The sequence below is a fragment of the Streptomyces sp. NPDC002004 genome, from assembly GCF_053593975.1.
The window spans coordinates 165,984-183,574 of record NZ_JBSFDP010000009.1; the positions used below are offsets into that span (position 1 = coordinate 165,984).

The 17,591-nt window shown below is 72.0% G+C and carries 14 protein-coding genes; 3 read left to right on the plus strand and 11 right to left on the minus strand.

What is annotated here, in order from left to right; translation table 11 throughout:
* Positions 1 to 7 precede the first annotated feature (7 nt).
* The 7 genes from pyk to ACWCP6_RS16935 form a co-directional block, all read right to left on the minus strand.
* Complete coding sequence (gene pyk / locus ACWCP6_RS16905; RefSeq protein ID WP_450933207.1) at positions 8 to 1,447, minus strand: pyruvate kinase; 1,440 nt, start codon at positions 1,445 to 1,447, stop codon at positions 8 to 10.
* Between the two features lie 157 nt (positions 1,448 to 1,604).
* Complete coding sequence (locus tag ACWCP6_RS16910) at positions 1,605 to 2,384, minus strand: SIMPL domain-containing protein (protein ID WP_450933208.1); 780 nt, start codon at positions 2,382 to 2,384, stop codon at positions 1,605 to 1,607.
* Between the two features lie 28 nt (positions 2,385 to 2,412).
* Positions 2,413 to 3,825: a lysine N(6)-hydroxylase/L-ornithine N(5)-oxygenase family protein gene (locus ACWCP6_RS16915; RefSeq protein WP_450933209.1), complete on the minus strand. Its 1,413-nt coding sequence runs from the start codon at positions 3,823 to 3,825 to the stop codon at positions 2,413 to 2,415.
* Positions 3,822 to 5,228: a pyridoxal phosphate-dependent decarboxylase family protein gene (locus tag ACWCP6_RS16920; protein WP_450933210.1), complete on the minus strand. Its 1,407-nt coding sequence runs from the start codon at positions 5,226 to 5,228 to the stop codon at positions 3,822 to 3,824. Before ACWCP6_RS16920 ends, ACWCP6_RS16915 begins: the two co-directional genes overlap by 4 nt.
* A 184-nt stretch (positions 5,229 to 5,412) precedes the next feature.
* Entirely contained in the window at positions 5,413 to 7,917 is a 2,505-nt protein-coding gene (gene pepN / locus ACWCP6_RS16925; RefSeq protein WP_450933211.1) for an aminopeptidase N, read from the minus strand.
* 78 nt (positions 7,918 to 7,995) lie between these two features.
* The gene (locus tag ACWCP6_RS16930; protein WP_450933212.1) at positions 7,996 to 8,298 is read right to left on the minus strand and encodes a chorismate mutase; all 303 of its coding nucleotides are present in this window, start codon (positions 8,296 to 8,298) and stop codon (positions 7,996 to 7,998) included.
* Positions 8,299 to 8,309: 11 nt separating this feature from the next.
* A complete protein-coding gene (locus tag ACWCP6_RS16935; protein ID WP_450933213.1) occupies positions 8,310 to 9,197 on the minus strand; it encodes a helix-turn-helix domain-containing protein in 888 nt (295 codons plus the stop codon).
* Positions 9,198 to 9,417: 220 nt separating this feature from the next.
* Between ACWCP6_RS16935 and ACWCP6_RS16940 the strand changes: the two genes are divergently transcribed.
* Positions 9,418 to 11,166 (plus strand): glycoside hydrolase family 35 protein, encoded by a 1,749-nt coding sequence (locus tag ACWCP6_RS16940; protein ID WP_450933214.1) that lies wholly within the window; start codon positions 9,418 to 9,420, stop codon positions 11,164 to 11,166.
* A 109-nt stretch (positions 11,167 to 11,275) separates the two neighbouring features.
* On the opposite strand, the gene ACWCP6_RS16945 is transcribed toward ACWCP6_RS16940, so the two are convergent.
* On the minus strand, positions 11,276 to 12,433 hold the full coding sequence (locus ACWCP6_RS16945; RefSeq protein WP_450933215.1) for a sensor histidine kinase: 1,158 nt from the start codon (positions 12,431 to 12,433) through the stop codon (positions 11,276 to 11,278).
* Positions 12,430 to 13,086: a response regulator gene (locus ACWCP6_RS16950; protein WP_450933216.1), complete on the minus strand. Its 657-nt coding sequence runs from the start codon at positions 13,084 to 13,086 to the stop codon at positions 12,430 to 12,432. Before ACWCP6_RS16950 ends, ACWCP6_RS16945 begins: the two co-directional genes overlap by 4 nt.
* 143 nt (positions 13,087 to 13,229) lie before the next feature.
* Between ACWCP6_RS16950 and ACWCP6_RS16955 the strand changes: the two genes are divergently transcribed.
* On the plus strand, positions 13,230 to 14,147 hold the full coding sequence (locus ACWCP6_RS16955; protein ID WP_450933217.1) for a hypothetical protein: 918 nt from the start codon (positions 13,230 to 13,232) through the stop codon (positions 14,145 to 14,147).
* A 199-nt stretch (positions 14,148 to 14,346) separates the two neighbouring features.
* Here ACWCP6_RS16955 and ACWCP6_RS16960 read toward each other — a convergent pair whose 3' ends face one another.
* Positions 14,347 to 15,789 (minus strand): MFS transporter, encoded by a 1,443-nt coding sequence (locus ACWCP6_RS16960; RefSeq protein ID WP_450933218.1) that lies wholly within the window; start codon positions 15,787 to 15,789, stop codon positions 14,347 to 14,349.
* Between the two features lie 120 nt (positions 15,790 to 15,909).
* Between ACWCP6_RS16960 and ACWCP6_RS16965 the strand changes: the two genes are divergently transcribed.
* Positions 15,910 to 16,383: a MarR family winged helix-turn-helix transcriptional regulator gene (locus ACWCP6_RS16965; RefSeq protein ID WP_450933219.1), complete on the plus strand. Its 474-nt coding sequence runs from the start codon at positions 15,910 to 15,912 to the stop codon at positions 16,381 to 16,383.
* Between the two features lie 271 nt (positions 16,384 to 16,654).
* Here ACWCP6_RS16965 and ACWCP6_RS16970 read toward each other — a convergent pair whose 3' ends face one another.
* Positions 16,655 to 17,590 carry an SDR family oxidoreductase gene (locus ACWCP6_RS16970; RefSeq protein WP_450933220.1) on the minus strand — a complete coding sequence of 312 codons (936 nt, stop codon included), beginning with the start codon at positions 17,588 to 17,590 and terminating at the stop codon, positions 16,655 to 16,657.
* Between the last annotated feature and the right edge of the window lies 1 nt (position 17,591).

Consider the following 17,591-nt stretch of genomic DNA (forward strand, 5'->3'; position numbering starts at 1 on the left):
CCGACCCCTACTCCTTCGGGGCGTCGTCCTCGCCGATGTGGTGGACGCGGACCAGGTTGGTGGAGCCGGGGACGCCGGGCGGGGAGCCTGCGGTGATGACCACGGTGTCGCCCTTCTTGCAGCGGCCGATCTTGAGGAGTTCCTCGTCGACCTGGTCGACCATGGCGTCGGTGGATTCGACGTGGGGGCCGAGGAAGGTTTCGACGCCCCAGGTCAGGGTGAGCTGGGAGCGGGTGGCCGGGTCGGGTGTGAAGGCGAGGAGGGGGATGGGCGAGCGGTAGCGGGAGAGACGGCGGACGGTGTCGCCGGACTGGGTGAAGGCGACCAGGAACCTGGCGCCGAGGAAGTCGCCGATTTCGGCGGCGGCCCGGGCGACGGCTCCGCCCTGGGTGCGGGGCTTGCTCCGCTCGGTGAGGGGCGGCAGCCCCTTGGCGAGGATGTCCTCCTCGGCGGCCGCGACGATGCGGGACATCGTGCGGACCGTTTCCACGGGGTACTTGCCCACGCTGGTCTCGCCGGAGAGCATCACCGCGTCCGTGCCGTCGATCACCGCGTTCGCGACGTCCGACGCTTCCGCCCTGGTCGGGCGGGAGCTGTCGATCATGGAGTCGAGCATCTGGGTGGCGACGATGACGGGTTTGGCGTTGCGCTTGGCCAGTTTGACGGCGCGCTTCTGGACGATGGGGACCTGTTCCAGGGGCATTTCGACGCCGAGGTCGCCGCGGGCGACCATGATGCCGTCGAAGGCGGCGACGATGTCGTCGATGTTGTCGACGGCCTGGGGCTTTTCGATCTTCGCGATGACGGGGAGGCGCCGGCCCTCCTCGTCCATGATCCGGTGGACGTCCTCGATGTCGTGTCCGCTGCGGACGAAGGAGAGGGCGATGACATCGAATCCGGTGCGCAGGGCCCAGCGGAGGTCGGCTTCGTCCTTGTCGGAGAGTGCGGGGACGGAGACGGCGACGCCGGGGAGGTTGAGGCCCTTGTGGTCGGAGACCATGCCGCCTTCGACGACGGTGGTGTGGACGCGGGGGCCGTCGACGGAGGCGACTTCGAGGGTCACCTTGCCGTCGTCGACGAGGATGCGTTCGCCGGGGGTGACGTCGTCGGCGAGGCCTGCGTAGGTGGTGCCGCAGGTGTGGCGGTCGCCCTGGACTCCGTGTTCGACGGTGATGGTGAAGGTGTCTCCGCGTTCAAGGAGTACGGGGCCTTCGCTGAATCGGCCGAGGCGGATCTTCGGGCCTTGAAGGTCGGCGAGGATGCCCACGCTGCGTCGGGTCTCGTCGGAGGCCTTGCGCACGCGCTCGTAGCGTTCTTCGTGGTCGGCGTAGGTGCCGTGGCTGAGGTTGAAGCGGGCGACGTCCATTCCGGCTTCGACCAGTGCCTTGATCTGGTCGTACGAGTCGGTGGCGGGACCCAAGGTACAAACGATCTTTGCTCGGCGCATGGTTCGAGCCTAGGCCTTACCGGTGGGTAGAGAATTGGTCCGGCGTGACTACTCAACAACCTTTGCATGAAGGTCTATTGACAAGTGTTGAATTGTGCGTGGGGTTGCTCTGATGAGCATGTCGGGCCGGGGGAATCCGTGTGCCGGGCGTGTGTGGTCAGAGCTGTGGTGGCCGCATCGTGAATCTGGCGTTGACCTGGGCGTGGACGTGCTGTCGCTGGGGTTCGAGGTCGAGGGGTGCGGCCTCTTCGGCGGCGCCGGTGTAGGCGGCGGTGCGCATACGGGGGGTGCCGGGCTGGGTGCCGTAGGGGGTGGGTTGTTCGGCGCCGATGTCGGCGAGTTCGACGAGGGCGTCGAGGGTGGTGCCGAGTGCGTCGGCGTATTCGCGGGCGCGCTGGACGGCTTCGCGGACGGCTTGTCGGCGGGCGGCGCGGTGGGCGGGTGAGTCGGGGCGCAGGTGCCATGAGGGGCCGTCGACGTGGGTGAGGTCGAGGTCGGCGAGGCGGGTGGTGAGTTCGCCGAGGGCGGTGAAGTCGGTGAGTTCGGCGGTGATGCGGACAGCGCCGTGGTAGCTGCGGATGCGTTCGCCGCGGCCGTGTCTGGTGAGTTCGGGGGTGATGGAGAAGGCGCCGGTCTCGACTCGTTCGACGGCGTCGGCGTAGCTCTTGACGAGGTCGAGGGCGGTGGTGTTGCGGCGGGTGAGGTCGGCGAGGGCTTCGCGGCGGTCGGTGCCGCGGGCGGTGACGGTGATGCCGATGCGGGCGATGTCGGGGTCGGCTTCGATGTGTGCTTCGCCGCGGACGGCGATGCGGGGTGCGTCGGGGGTGCCGTAGGGGAGGTGGGGTCGTGGCCCGTGGGTGGGGTCCTGTGGGTTGCTGTCGGGGGTGGTGTCGTGGGTGGGTGCGGTGCCTGGTTGCTGGGTGGGTTCCTGGGTCATGTCCCCACTGTGGCATCGGTGGGGGTGCTCAGCGGGGTTCTTTGAGGGGTGTGAGGGTGTGGGGTGGTGGGGTGGGCCGGGTGGGCCGGTGCAGGCCGAAGGTGGTGAAGGCGGTGCGCTCGGGGAGTGGGTAGGGGTTTTTGCCGGTGATGCTGTTGACGATGGTGGCGCTGCGCCAGGCGGCGAGGCCGAGGTCGGGGGCGCCGACGCCGTGGGTGTGGCGTTCGGCGTTCTGGACGTAGAGGTGGCAGCCGGTGGCGGTGATGGCGGGGTCGAGCTGGAGCCGGTAGTGCTCGTCGATGCGGGGGCGGTCGGCGGTGTCGCGGCGGATGTGGGGGTCGAGTGCGGCGATGAGGTGGCCGAGGGGGCGTTCGCGGTAGCCGGTGGCGAGGACGACGGCGTTGGTGGTGAGGGTCGAGCGGGTGGCTTGTCGGGTGTGTTCGAGGTGGAGTTCGACCTGGGTGGTGCCGACGCGTCCGGCGGTGCGGACGGTGACGCCGGGGGTGAGGACGGCGTCGGGCCATCCGCCGTGGAGGGTGCGCTGGTAGAGCTCGTCGTGGATGGCGGCGATGGTGTCGGTGTCGATGCCTTTGTGGAGCTGCCACTGGTGGGGGACGAGGTGGTCGCGCACGGGTTCGGGGAGGGCGTGGAAGTAGCGGGTGTAGTCGGGGGTGAAGTGTTCGAGTCCGAGTTTGGAGTACTCCATGGGGGCGAACGCTTCGGTGCGGGCGAGCCAGTGCAGTTTTTCGCGTCCGGGGGGCCGGTGTCGCAGGAGGTCGAGGAAGACCTCGGCGCCGGACTGTCCTGAGCCGATGACGGTGATGTGGTCGGCGGCGAGGAGCCGGTCGCGGTTCTGGAGGTAGTCGGCGGAGTGGATGACGGGGACGGCGGGGGCGTCGGCGAGCGGTCTGAGGGGTTCGGGGATGTGTGGGGCGGTGCCCACTCCGAGGACCACGTTCCTGGTGTAGGTGCGGCCGAGGGCTTCGGCTTCGCCGTCGTTGCCGAGTTGGGTGAAGTCGACTTCGAAGAGGGCGCGTTCGGGGTTCCAGCGGATGGCGTCGACCTGGTGGCCGTAGTGGAGTGCGGGGAGGTTGTCGCTGACCCAGCGGCAGTAGGCGTCGTATTCGGCGCGGTGGATGTGGAAGCGCTCGGCGAAGTAGAAGGGGAAGAGTCGTTCGCGGGCGCGCAGGTAGGCGAGGAACGACCAGGGGTTGGCGGGGTCGGCGAGGGTGACGAGGTCGGCGAGGAAGGGGACTTGGAGGGTGGCGCCGTCGATGAGGAGGCCGGGGTGCCAGTGGAAGGACTGCTGCTGTTCGTAGAAGGCGGTGTCGAGTTCTGCGAGGGGCTGGGCGAGTGCGGCGAGGGAGAGGTTGAAGGGGCCGATGCCGATGCCGACGAGGTCGCGGGTTCCTTCGGGCTCGTGGTGTGGAGCGTGGGTCATCGGGGGGTGTGTCCTTCCACGAGTTTGAGGAGTGCGGCGAGGTCTCCGGGGCGTGTGTGGGGGTTGAGGAGGGTGGCTTTGAGCCAGAGGTGCCCGTCGAGGTGTGCGCGGCCGAGTACGGCTCGTCCTTCGGTGAGGAGCCGGCGGCGTACGGAGGCGGTGTGGTCGTCGTCGGCTCCGGCGGGCCGGAAGAGGACGGTGCTGATGGCGGGCGGCCCGTGCAGTTCGAAGTGCGGGTGGTCGTCGATGAGCCGGGCGAACTCCTGGGCGTGGGTGCAGACCTGTTCGACGAGGGCGCCGAGTCCGGTCCTGCCGAGCGCTTTGAGGGTGACGGCGATCTTGAGGATGTCGGGGCGGCGGGTGGTGCGCAGGGAGCGGCCGAGGAGGTCGGGCAGGCCGGCTTCGGTGTCGTCGTCGGCGTTGAGGTAGTCGGCGTGGTGGGAGAGGGCGTCGAGGTCGCGGGGTTCGCGGACGGCGAGCAGTCCGGCGGCGACGGGTTGCCAGCCGAGTTTGTGCAGGTCGAGGGTGACGGTGTGGGCGCGGCGGATTCCGTCGAGGCGGTTTCGGAGGGTGTCGCTGAAGAGGAGTCCTCCGCCGTAGGCGGCGTCGATGTGCAGGCGGGCCCGGTGGGTGTCGCAGAGGTCGGCGATGCGGGGCAGGGGGTCGATGAGTCCGGCGTCGGTGGTCCCTGCGGTGGCGGCGACGAGGGTGGGCCGGTCGCTGTGGGCGAGGGCTTCGCCGAGTGCGGTGGTGTCGAGGGTGCCGTGGGGTGCGGGGAGGGTCTCGGGTTCGGGGAGTCCGAGGAGCCAGGCGGCGCGGTGGAGTGAGTGGTGGGCGTTCTGTCCGCAGAGGAGCCGGAGGGAGGTGCCGTGGCGTTCGCGGGCGAGGAGGAGGGCGAGCTGGTTGGCTTCGGTGCCGCCGGTGGTGACGAGGGTGCTGCCGGCGGGGGCGCCTTCTGTGGGGGTGCTGGGGCGGTCGGAGTGGAGGAGTGCGGAGATGGCTTCCGTCACGAGCGTTTCGATCTCGGAGGCGGCGGGGGCCTGGTCCCAGGAGTCCATGGAGGGGTTGAGGGCCGATACGGCGAGGTCGGCTGCGGCGGCGACGGCGAGGGGTGGGCAGTGCAGGTGGGCGGTGCAGAGGGGTTCGGCCGGGTCGGCGGCGCCTTCGGCGAGGGTGCGGACGAGGGTGTGCAGGGCGGTCTCGGCGCCGGTGCCTTGTTCGGGGAGTACGGGGAGTACGGCGTCGCGCACGTGGCGGGCGACGGTGGTGGGGCCTCCGGCGGGGAGGGGTCCGCCGCGGGCTTCGGCGCCTTCGCGGAGTGCGTCGAGGACGGTGCCGAGCAGCGGCCGTAGCGCGGTGGCTCCCTGGGCTCCCCCGGCCAGGGACTGCGGCGGTGTGCTCATGGCGGTGTCCTTCGGGTGCGCGCGTGCAGGGGGCACCAGCCTGGTCGTCCTTCGGCTGGTGCGCCCTGTCAGCTCATTTATCGGAACCCGAAAGTGGTACTGCTGTGCGGAGCGGGCGTGGCGGTGCGCCGCGGGATGCTACGGGGTGTCGTGCCGGGCTTGCGGGGCCCGGCTGCGGCTCCGGTTACCTGTCCCCTGCCGTGTGGAGTGCGCGTACGCGGAGTGCGCGCCGCAGGTCGTCGAGTTGGTCGACGAGTTTGCGGCGCAGTGCGGGTGTCGGCCGGGCGTCGGTGAGGCAGGCCTCGCCGAGGGTGAGGGTCTGTGTTTCGACGGCTTGGGCGGGGAAGGCGTGGCGGCCGGCGGCTTCGGCGATGGCGGGGCCGCGTCGCTCGGCGAGGGCGACGACGTCGGTGTAGTAGCGGGGGATGTAGTCGCGTACGAGGTCGGCCTGTTCGGGTTGCCAGAAGCCTTGGGCGGTGGCGGTGAACAGGTAGTTGGAGAGGTCGTCGGTGGTGAACATGGCCTCCCAGGCGGTGCGCTTGGCGTCGGGGTCGGGGAGGGCGGCGCGGCAGCGGGCGGCGCCCTGCTGTCCGGTGGCGCTGGGGTCGCGGTGGAGTTCGGCGGCGATGGCGGTGTCGTCGACGGCGCCGAGTGCGGCGAGGCGGCCGAGGATGCGCCAGCGCAGTTCGGGGTCGAGTTCGGGTCCGCCGGGGACGGTGCCGTCGTGGAGCCAGGCGGCGATGGTGTCGGGTTGTTGGGCGGTGTCGATGTGGTGGCGTACGGCGGTGAGGCGCAGGCCGGGGTTGTCGCCGTCCTCGGTGCGGCGGATGAGGGCGCGGCAGAGGTCGGTGAGGGTGGTCAGGCCGGCGGGCCGTGCGGCGGGGTCGAGGTAGCGGTCGGTGAGGTGGGCGGCGAAGGCGAGGACGCCCTGGACGACGGCGAGGTCGGTTTCCTCGGGGAGGTGGGCGAGGGCGGTCTCCAGGTAGGCGGCGGGTTCGAGGTCGCCGTCGCGGACCATGTCGCGGAGGGTGTTCCACAGGACGGCGCGGGCGAGGGCGTCGGGGACGCCGGAGAGGCTGCGCAGTGCGGTTTCGGTGGATTCCTCGTCGAGGCGGATCTTGGTGTAGGTGAGGTCGTGGTCGTTGGGGATGATGAGGGCGGGGCGGGTGCCGGGGCGGGTGATGGGTGCGTCGTCGTGGGGGACGTCGGTTTCGTGGCGTTCGCGCAGGACGAGGGTGCGGCCGTCGGCGGGGTCGTGGTCGTAGGCGGCGACGGTGATGCGGTGGGGTCGGCTGCCGTCGCGGTGGAGGGTGAGGGTCCAGGTGCCGGGCCCTGGGGTGGTGGATGCGGTGAGGGTGTCGACTCCGGTGGTGCGCAGCCAGGCCTCGGCCCAGGCGTGGACGTCGCGTTCGGTGGCGGTGGCGAGGGAGTCGATGAAGTCGGCGAGGGTGGCGTTGGCGAATTTGTGCCGGGCGAAGTGGGTGTTGATGCCGGCGAGGAAGTCCTTTTCGCCGAGCCATGCGACGAGTTGCCGTAGTGCGGAGGCGCCCTTGGCGTAGGAGATGCCGTCGAAGTTGAGGAGGGCGGTGGCGGTGTCGTGGATGGCTTCGGGGGCGACGGGGTGGGTGGAGGGGCGCTGGTCGGCGTCGTAGCCCCAGGCTTTGCGGGTGACGGCGAAGTCGGTCCAGGTTCCGGTGTAGCGGGTGGCTTCGGTGAGGGTCTGGTAGCCCATGTATTCGGCGAATGATTCGTTGAGCCAGATGTCGTCCCACCATTGGAGGGTGACGAGGTCGCCGAACCACATGTGGGCCATCTCGTGGGCGATGACCATGGCGCGGGTCTGGCGTTCGGTGTCGGTGACGGCCGAGCGGTAGACGAATTCGTCGCGGAAGGTGACGAGGCCGGGGTTTTCCATGGCGCCGGCGTTGAATTCGGGGACGAATGCCTGGTCGTAGGAGTCGAAGGGGTAGGGCTCGTCGAATTTCTCGTGGTAGCGGTCGTAGCAGGCGCGGGTGATGTCGAGGATTTCGTCGGCGTCGAGGTGGGGGGCGAGGGAGCGCCGGCAGTGCAGGCCGAAGGGCAGGCCGCGGTGTTCGGTGCGGATGGAGTGCCAGGGGCCTGCGGCGACGGCGACGAGGTAGGTGGAGATGAGGGGGGTGGGGGCGGCTTTCCAGGTGCCGTTGCCGAGGTGTTCGGTGCGGCCGTTGGCGAGGACGCTCCAGCTGTCGGGGGCGGTGACGGTGAGGTCGAAGACGGCTTTGAGGTCGGGTTGGTCGAAGGCGGCGAAGACGCGCTGGATGTCTTCCATGAACAGCTGGGTGTAGACGTAGGTCTCGCCGTCGGTGGGGTCGGTGAAGCGGTGCATGCCTTCGCCGGTGCGGGAGTAGTGCATGGCGGCGTCGATGCGGAGTTCGTGTTCGCCGGGGGTGAGTCCGGTGAGGGGGAGCCGGTTCTCGGTGAGGGTGGCGGGGTCGAGGGGGTGTCCGTCGAGGGTGGCGGTGCGCAGGGTGGCGGGTCTGAGTTCGACGAAGGTGTCTCCGGTGCTGCGGGTGGTGAACCGGATGACGGTGCGGGAGTCGAATGTGTCGTCGCCGCGGGTGAGGTCGAGGTGGACGGTGTATCGCTCGACGTCGAGGAGGTCGGCTCGGGTCTGCGCTTCGTCGCGCGTCAGTACGGACATGTTGCCCATGCTGCCGGATGGGGGTGCCGTGGGACAGGGGTTCCGGGGGTGGGCCCGGGCGGGGCCCGGTGGGGTGGGCGGTGCGGGTTACTGGCCGTCCGCGATCTGTTCGTGGTGGCGGATGACCTCGGCGATGATGAAGTTCAGGAACTTCTCGGCGAACGCCGGGTCGAGTTTGGCGCTTTCGGCGAGGCGGCGCAGCCGGGCGATCTGTTCGGCTTCGCGGTTCGGGTCGGCCGGGGGCAGCTGGTGGGCGGCCTTGAGGTGGCCGACCTGCTGGGTGCATTTGAAGCGTTCGGCGAGCATGTGGACGACCGCCGCGTCGATGTTGTCGATGCTGTCGCGGAGGCGGGTGAGTTCCGCCTGGACGGCGGGGTCGATCGTGGTCATGGTCGGTGAGCTTACGTGGCGTTGCGGGTGATGGTGGGCGGGTGGTCGGGGTCGGGGACCTGGTTGCTCCAGCCGCCGGGCACGGCGCGTCCCTGTTGTTCGCGGAAGCGTACGGGGGCCATGCCGACGCGTCGGGTGAAGAGGCGGGAGAAGTAGGCGGGGTCGTCGTATCCGATGCGTCGGGCGATGGCGGCGACGGGCAGTTCGGTGGCGGCGAGGAGTTCCTTGGCGCGTCCGAGGCGGATACCGAGGAGGTAGTCCTTGGGGCTGCATCCGGCGCCGCGGCGGACGGCGGTGCGCAGTTCGGCGGGGGTCATGCCGTGCCGGGCTGCGTGTTCGGCGACGGACAGGGGCTGGAAGGCGTCGCGGGCGAGGGCCTGCAGGACGGGGTCGCCGTCGGGTGCCAGGTCGGCGCGGGCGCGGCGCAGGGCGACGAGGAGTTCGTGGACGGCGGCGGCGGTCTCGACTTCGAGGAGGGGGTTGCCGCGGCGGGCGGCGCGGGCGATGCGGGCGACGACGGTGCGGGCGGCCGCGGCGTCGGAGAGGGGGACGACGGGCCGGTCGGGTTCGATGCAGCCGAGTTCGGTGTAGGTGGTGGTGGCGGGTCCGGTGAAGTCGACGAAGCATTCGTCCCAGCCGGTGGCGGGGTCGGGTGCGTAGTGGTGGGGGACGCCGGGGGTGAGCCAGAGCAGGGCGGGGGCGGTGACGGTGGTGCGACGGCCGTCGGCGCCGCGGTACCAGCCGCTGCCGGCGCTGATCACGACGGCGACGTGGTGGTCGAGGGTGCGGGGGCCGACGGTGGGCAGCGTGCCGTGCTGGAGTCCGACGCCGAGGCAGACCAGGCCGAGGCGGTGGTGGACCGGGCTGGGGGTGAAGTAGCGCATCCAGGTGTGGTACATCCGCCGGAGTCCCTTCCGTCCTGGTCGTCCCGTCCTGCTCGTCCGTGGTGCTCGTCGTGCGGTGCTCGTCGGGGTGGTCGTCCTGTCGTGGTCGTCCTGTGTGGTGGCCCGAACCGGCCGTCGCCTGCGAGGTCCGTCCAATCAGGCCCGATCTTTGTCCATGGACCGTGCTGCCCGCCAGAGGTGATCGTGGCGGCAGCAGGTGAGCGGGAGGGACACGATGGCCGAGTTCAGGGTGGGCGAGGACGACTTCGAGCTGGACGGGCGGCCGGTGCGGCTGCTGTCCGGGGCGCTGCACTACTTCCGGGTGCACGAGGCGCAGTGGGGGCACCGGCTGGCCATGCTGCGGGCGCTGGGGCTGAACTGTGTGGAGACGTACGTCCCGTGGAATCTGCACGAGCCGGACCCCGGGCGGTTCCGGGATGTGGCGGCGCTGGGGCGTTTTCTGGACGCGGCGGCGGGGACGGGGCTGTGGGCGATCGTGCGGCCGGGTCCGTACATCTGCGCGGAGTGGGAGAACGGCGGGTTGCCGCACTGGCTGACGGGCCGGGTGGGGGCGCGGGTGCGGACACGTGACGAGGGGTATCTCGGCGAGGTGCGGCGCTGGTTCGGGCGGCTGCTGCCGGAGATCGTGTCCCGGCAGATCGACCGGGGCGGTCCGGTGGTCATGGTGCAGGTCGAGAACGAGTACGGGTCGTACGGCTCCGACGGGGTGTATCTGCGGGAGCTGGAGCGGATCTTGCGCGCGGGCGGTGTGACGGTGCCGCTGTTCACGTCCGACGGTCCGGAGGACCACATGCTCACCGGCGGCTCGCTTCCGGGGGTGCTGGCCACGGTCAATTTCGGTTCGCAGGCGCGGGCGGGGTTCGGGTCGCTGCGGCGGCACCGGCCCAAGGGCCCGCTGATGTGCATGGAGTTCTGGTGCGGCTGGTTCGACCACTGGGGTGCCGGGCATGTCGTGCGGGATCCGGCGGATGCGGCGGGGGTGTTGCGGGAGATCCTCGAGTGCGGGGCGTCGGTCAATCTGTACATGGCGCACGGGGGGACGAGCTTCGCCGGCTGGGCGGGGGCGAACCGCTCCGGTGAGCGGCACGACGGGCCGTTGGAGCCGGACGTCACCTCCTACGACTACGGTGCGCCGGTCGACGAGTTCGGGCGGCCGACGGAGAAGTTCCGGCTGATGCGGGAGGTGCTGGCCGAGTACGCGCAGGATCCGCTGCCGGATCCGCCCGCTCCGCTTCCGGTGCTGGCGTCGCCGGTCACGGCCGGTGTGCCGCAGTGGGTTCCGCTGGACGACGTACTGGAGGTGCTGGGCACGGCGGAGTGCGAGTCCGCGGTGCCGCCGACCTTCGAGGAGCTCGGTGTGGACCGGGGGCTCGTCCGGTACACGGTCGACGTGCCGGGGCCGCGGAAGCCGTATCCGTTGCGGGTGCGGGGGCTGCGGGACCGGGCCGTGGTGTACGTGGACGGGGTGCGGGCCGGGGTGGTGACGGAGGACGACCCGGTGCTGGCACGGCCCGTGGCGGGGCCTGCGCAGGTGGAGCTGTGGGTGGAGTCGCTGGGCCGGGTCAACTACGGGCCGCTGCTCGGGGAGACGAAGGGCGTCACGGGGGGTGTGCTGCACGAGCGGCAGTACCTGCACGGGGTACGGGGGCGGGGGCTGCGGCTCGATGCGTTCGACGACGCGGGGCGGGTGGCGGCCCTGCCGTTCCGGGCCGCGCCGGACGAGGGGGGTGCGCCCGGGGTGTACCGGGGGGTGTTCGAGGTGCGCGGCGCCGGGGATGCGGTGGTGGAACTCCCCGGGTGGACGCGGGGATTCGTCTGGGTGAACGGGTTCAATTTGGGCCGGTACTGGGCCGTGGGCCCGCAGGAGTCGCTGTACGTGCCGGGGCCCGTGGTGCGGGAGGGGCCGAACGAGGTGTGGGTGCTGGAGCTGGAGCGGGCGGGTGGTGCGCTGCGGTTCGGCTGAGGGTTTCCCGGGTCGCGCCGGTTTGCGGGGTCCGGGCCGTCCGGCGTTCGACGGCGAGGCGTTCGGTCCGGCGCGGGGGTGCGGGGGCCGAGTTCTGTGCACCGGCCGGTCAGCTCGTGTCGTACGGGAGTACCGCCCGTACCTCCCACCCGCCCTCGGCGGGCCGCCCTGCCGTGAGGTGTCCGCCGAGGGCGGTGGCCCGCTCGGTGAGGCCGGCCAGGCCGAAGCCGCCGTCCCCGGCGTCGGCGCCGTCCGACGCGGGCGCGCTGCCGTCGTCGGTGACGCGGATTTCGAGTCCGCCGGGGACGGTACGGAGCCCGATCCGTACGGCGGTGGCCTCGGCGGCGTGCTTGCGGACGTTGGTGAGGGACTCGCGGACGATGCGGTGCGCTGCCGCGGCGAGGTCGGCGGGCAGGTGCTCCTGGAGGCCGGGGTCGATGTGCACGAGGGCGGGCGGCCCGGTGCGGGAGAAGGTCTCGGCGAGCTCGTGGATCTCCGCGATCCCCGCGGTGGGCGCCCTTTCGGGCTCGCCCTCGCGCAGGACACGGACCAGGCGCCGCATCGCGCCGAGCGCTTCGTCGCCCGCGGCCTCGATGCGGGCGAAGGTGGCGGCGGCGTGCTCGGCGTCGACGCCGGCGAAGCGGGCGGCGCGGGCCTGCACGACGATCCCGGTGACGTGGTGGGCGACGAGGTCGTGGAGTTCCCGGGAGAGTTCGAGGCGTTCGGCGGTGCGTACGGCCTGCAGGTCGCGGATGCGCTGGGAGTTCTTGGCCCGCAGGAGCAGCGCGACGGTGGTGACCATGACGGTCAGGACGGCGAACGCCAGTGTGAAGCGGCCGGGGGTGGCGTCGCGGACGGGTGCGGCCATCGTGGCGAGGGCGAGCAGGGGGCCGAGGACGGCGGCGCTGCGGGCGGGGGCGTGCACGAGGACGCCGTGCAGGAGGACGAGGAGGGCGATGGCCTCCCCCACACCCCAGACCACTTGGGGGCGGTTGCTGGTGAAGAGGTAGATCGTGGTGAGCCAGGAGACGGTCGCGGCGGTCCGGGCGCGGGGCAGCAGGGGGATGCGCGCCCAGGGGACGGCGCACAGGCAGACGACGATGCCGGAGGCCCAGGCGACGGCGTGGGGTCCGGACGGCTGGCGGGCCAGTGCGACGCCTTCGACGGTGACGAGGAGGACCAGGGCGGCGGCGAGGAGGAGCTTGGCGGCGGGCAGGACGGCCGGGTGGCGGGTGAGCCGGCGCAGGGTGGTGGCGGTGCCGTTCACGGCGTGGGCTCGGCCAGGCCGCTCTCCCAGGCCCAGGCGGCGATCTCGACGCGGTTGCGGACGTCGAGCTTGGCCTGGACGTGGGCCAGATGGGTCTTGACCGTGGAGAGGGAGACGGACAGGGTCCGGGCGATCTCGGCGTTGGTGAGGCCACGGGCGAGGGCGCGTACGACGTCCTGTTCGCGGCCGGTGAGGGGGTCCCGGGGGGTGCGGGCGCCGGATGCGGCGGCGGGCGACACATGGCGCAGCAGCCGTACGGTGACGGCGGGCGAGACGAGGGCGTCGCCGACGGCGGCGGCGCGGACGGCCTCGACGAGCATCGCGGGGCTGGCGTCCTTGAGGAGGAAGCCGCTGGCCCCGCCGCGGAGTGCTTCGTACACGTACTCGTCGAGGTCGAAGGTGGTGACGATGACGATACGGGGGCGTTCGCGGCCCGCGTCGGCCAGCCGGCGGGTGACGGCGAGGCCGTCGAGGCGGGGCATGCGGATGTCGAGGAGCAGCACGTCGGGGTCGAGGCGCTCGACGGCGTCGAGTGCGGCCTCGCCGTCGACGACGTCCGCGACGACGTCGATGTCGGGCTGGCTCTCCAGGATCATGCGGAAGCCGGTGCGGACCATCTCCTGGTCGTCCGCGATGACCACCGTGATCGCCATGCCTTCCATGGGACCGGGACCGGCGGGGGCCCGCAACCGCGCGGGGTCCGGGCCGGGGCGGTGCGGCGGGGGCGCGTCTACAGTGGAATCCGGTTCAGTGGGCTCCGCGAGCCCGGGTTCCGGCGTCTTCAGGGGGTGCGGGCGTGGCGAACGGCGGGCCGGTCGAGCACGGTTTCCCGCATCTGGGGACGGTGCGGCAGGCGATCACGGCGTTGTACCGGCGGCTGTCGTACGACACGGTGCGGATGTTCGACACGAGTGTGGCGCCCGCGGACGTGGCGTTCTGCGATCAGGACGATCTGCACCTGGGTGCGCAGCGGGTGGCGCGTGAGCTGGTGGGGCACTTCCGGCTGCCGGAGGCGCGCATGGTCGTCGGTTTCCGGGAGATGACGCATGCGGCGAACGTGGAACTCGCGGCGGGGCCTGAGTATTTCATCGAGTTGAACGACCGTTTCCGTACGCATCGCCAGGACATCGGGGCGGCGCTGGCGCACGAGGTGATGCATGTGTATCTGCATCGCCTGGGCCTGTCGTTCCCGGGCACCCGCGAGAACGAGATCCTGACGGACACGGCGACGACGTATCTGGGCGCCGGCTGGCTGCTGCTGGACGCCTTCCGTGAGGACGGGGTCTCGTCGCAGAAGCTGGGCTATCTGACGCCGGAGGAGTTCGGCTACGTCCTGGCCAAGCGTGCGCTGGCCTTCGGGGAGGACCCGTCGCCGTGGTTCACGAGCCCGCAGGCGTACCCGGCGTACACGCGCGGGCTGGCGCTGGCCCGCCGTGACGGCTCGCAGCCGCCGTTGACGGCTGCCGGGTGGGCCGGGCGGCGGCGGTATGCGCGGGAGCGGCGTCTGGCTCAGCTGCACGGGGCATCGGGGCGCGGTGGGTCCGGGCGCGGCGCGGTGGGGCCGCACGGGGAGGAGTACGCGTTCGACGGGGGTGCGCAGTTGCGTGTGTCGTTTCCCTGTCCGACCTGCCACCAGCGGATCCGGGTTCCGGTGCGCGGGCGGGTGCGGGCGCGGTGTGCACTGTGCAGGACGGTTCTGGAGTGCGACACGTGACGGTCGTCGCGCGGTGGGCCGCGGCGGTCCGGGCGAGGCCGGGTACCGGGTCCTGCTGAGCCGTGTCCGGCGCGCAAAGCGGCAGGTCCACGGGGGGTGACCGCGAGGGGCGCGACCCGGGACCCGGCGACGCGAGGGAGCCGGGATCCACGGGGACGCCCCGGGGATCCCGGCTCCGGGAGAGGGCGGCTCGGGGACCCTAGTCCTCCTCCCCCGCCACGGCGGTCCTGGGCAGTGCCGTGCACAGGCAGGCGCAGAGGACGAAGCCGGCCGTCACCCAGGGCATCGCCGTGGCGAGGGCGTGGGTGGGGCCCCCGTCCAGGTTCTGGAAGTACACGGTTCCGATGATCGCCGCACCCAGGGCTCCGCCGAACTGCTGGGCGGTGGAGAAGATCCCGGACGCCCCGCCGGCGAGGGAGCCGGGCACGGCGGAGAGGACGACGTTCACCAGAGGGACGACCAGGAAGCCCAGCCCGGCACCGGCGACCAGCAGTCCCGGCACCAGCGGCCACGCCCCGGTGCGGACGGCGTCGGAGTGGTCGACGGCGTACCAGACACCGGCGAATCCGCCGGCCATGAGCAGCGCCCCCGCGGCGAGGACCACGCGCCCGAGCCGCACGGCGAGCCCGTCGGCGGCGGGCGCGGTCAGGAAGCCGCCCACGGAGAAGGCGACCGTGACCAGCCCGGCCTGCATCGGTGTGTAGCGCTCACCGCCCTGGAGCCAGAGCGCGAAGGCAAGGAAGAAGCCCTGCATGCCGACGGCGAACAGCAGTTGCACCAGCACCCCGAAGGAGAAGGCCGGGAGGCGGAAGGCGCGCGCGGGCAGCAGCGGCACGGTCCCCGTGCGGCGCCGGCGCGCCTCGACGACGCCGAGTCCGGCGACGGCCAGCACGCCGGCGGCGAGGCAGATCCAGCCCCACAGCGGCCAGCCGTTGGCGCGGCCCTGCACCAGCGGCAGCACGACGGCGACCAGGCCCCCGGCCAGGACGAGGCTGCCGAACAGGTCGGGGCGGCCGGCCGAGCGCTCCCTGGTGGACGGCACGACCACGGCCCCGGCCATGAGCGTGACGACCGCGACCGGCACGTTCACCAGGAACACGGAACGCCAGCCGAGGCCGAACAGATCGGCGTCGGTGAGCACTCCGCCGAGCAGCAGCCCGATCGCGGAGGCGAACCCGGCCACGGCCCCGTACAGCCCGAACGCCGCACCCCGCTCCTTGCCCTGGAAGAGCGTGCGGAACGAGCCGAGCACCTGGGGCATGAGCAGCGCCGCCATGACTCCCTGCACGGCGCGCGCCGCGACGAGCTGTCCCGGGGACTGGGCGATCCCGCAGCCGAGGCTCGCGAGTCCGAAGCCCGCCGTGCCGGCGAGGAAGAGGATCTTGCGGCCGTAGCGGTCGCCGAGGTGCCCCGAGACGATGAGCGTGGCGGCGAATCCCAGCAGATAGGCCGAGACGACCCACTGCAAGGCGCTTTCGGAGGCGTGCAGTTCGCGGCCGACGGACGGGATCGCGACGTTCACGATCGTCACGTCCAGCATGTCCATCAGGGCGGCGGTCATCATCACGGCGGCGGCCGCCCAGCGCCGTGGGTACGGCGCGGCCGTCGGCTGTGGTGTTGCGAGCGTCGGGGACGCGGACATGGGTTCTCCCGTTGGTCGGCTCCGATTTATTTCGTTCGGACTAACGAAAGACTTGCACGCCAACAGAGCCCCTCGCAAGTCCTTAGTTCGACCGAACTAAATATTTGGTAGCCTGGGATCATGACCGCGAACGACGACGGCGACCGGCGCGCCGAGGTGCTCGGACGACTCATGGCCGTGGGACGCGAACACAGCGGGGTCACCGTGATGTTCCACAGCACGGTCGCGGAGAAGCAGGGGCTCGGCGCGACCGAGACGAAGACGCTCGACCTGCTGGAGCGGTTCGGCCCGCTGACCGCGAAGGACCTCGCCGCACGCACCGGACTCGCCCCCGCCTCCGTGACCGGGCTGGTCGACCGGCTGGAGGGCAAGGGGTTCGTACGCCGCGTCAAACACCCGACGGACCGGCGGCGCGTGGTGGTCGAGCTGAACCGCGAGAAGATCGCGGAACTGGCGGAGTTCTTCGAGGACTGGGGCAACGAAGTCGTCGACTTCTGCCGGGAGTTCACCACCGAGGAACTGGAGACCGTGGTCCGCTTCCTGAGCGTCGCGTCCGACCGGCAGCGCAAGGCCGCCGCCCGCCTCTCCGGCTGACCGGGCGGGACGGCGGCGCCCCGCAGGCGGACGGCGGCGGCCACCCGCAACGGACCGCCCCGGCTACGGCTACGGCTACGGCTACGGCTACGGCTACGGCTACGGCTACGGCTACCCGCAACGGCCGGTGGCGTTCACCCGCACCGGTCGGCGACGGCTGCCCCACCGCGGGACGTACGGCGGACGCAGGACCGAAGGCGTGGCCGCGCCGAGCCCGAGGTGCTGCGCCCGGCTGGGCCTGAGGCGCTGCGCCGGGCCGGTTCCGGCGCCCCTACGCCCCGTACACCTGCCGCGGCACCTCCGCGGCCGCCAGCAGTCCGAGTGCCGCGTCGCCCGCCTCCGCGGGGCTCCACCGGGTGCCCTTGTCCGCCGTGGGACCCGGGCGCCAGCCCTCCATGACCGTGATGCGGCCCGCCTCCGCCTCGAAGACCCGTCCGGTCACGCCCTCGCTCGCAGGCGAGCCGAGCCACACCACCAGCGGCGAGACGTTCTCCGGGGCCATCGCGTCGAACCTCCCGGCCGCGGGCGCCGCCATGGTCTCGGCGAAGGTCCGCTCGGTCATCCGGGTGCGGGCGGCGGGGGCGACGGCGTTGACCTGGACGCCGTACCGGCCCAGTTCGGCGGCGGCGACGAGGGTCAGCCCGACGATTCCGGCCTTGGCGGCGCTGTAGTTGCCCTGCCCGACCGAGCCGAGGAGACCGGCGCCGGAACTGGTGTTGACGACCCGGGCGACGGGCCGGCGGCCGGCCTTCGCCTCGGCGCGCCAATGCGCCGCCGCGTGCTTCAACGGCAGGAAGTGGCCCTTGAGATGGACGCGTACGACGGCGTCCCAGTCGTCCTCCTCGAGGTTGACCAGCATCCGGTCGCGGAGGAAACCGGCGTTGTTCACAAGGGTGTCGAGCCGGCCGAACGCGTCGAGCGCGGTGGCGATCAGCGACGCCGCGCCGTCCGTCGTGGCGATGTCGCCGCCGTGGGCGACGGCCTCGCCGCCCAGGGCCGTGATCTCGTCGACGACCTGCGCGGCCGGACCGTCCTCGCGGGCCGGGGCCGACGGGCCGGGCGACCCGGCCGAACCGTCCAGGCCCACCCCCAGGTCGTTGACCACGACCCGGGCGCCCTCGGCGGCGTAGGCCAGCGCATGGGCGCGGCCCAGGCCCCGCCCCGCGCCGGTGACGGCGACGACGCGACCCTCGCAGATTCCCGGCATG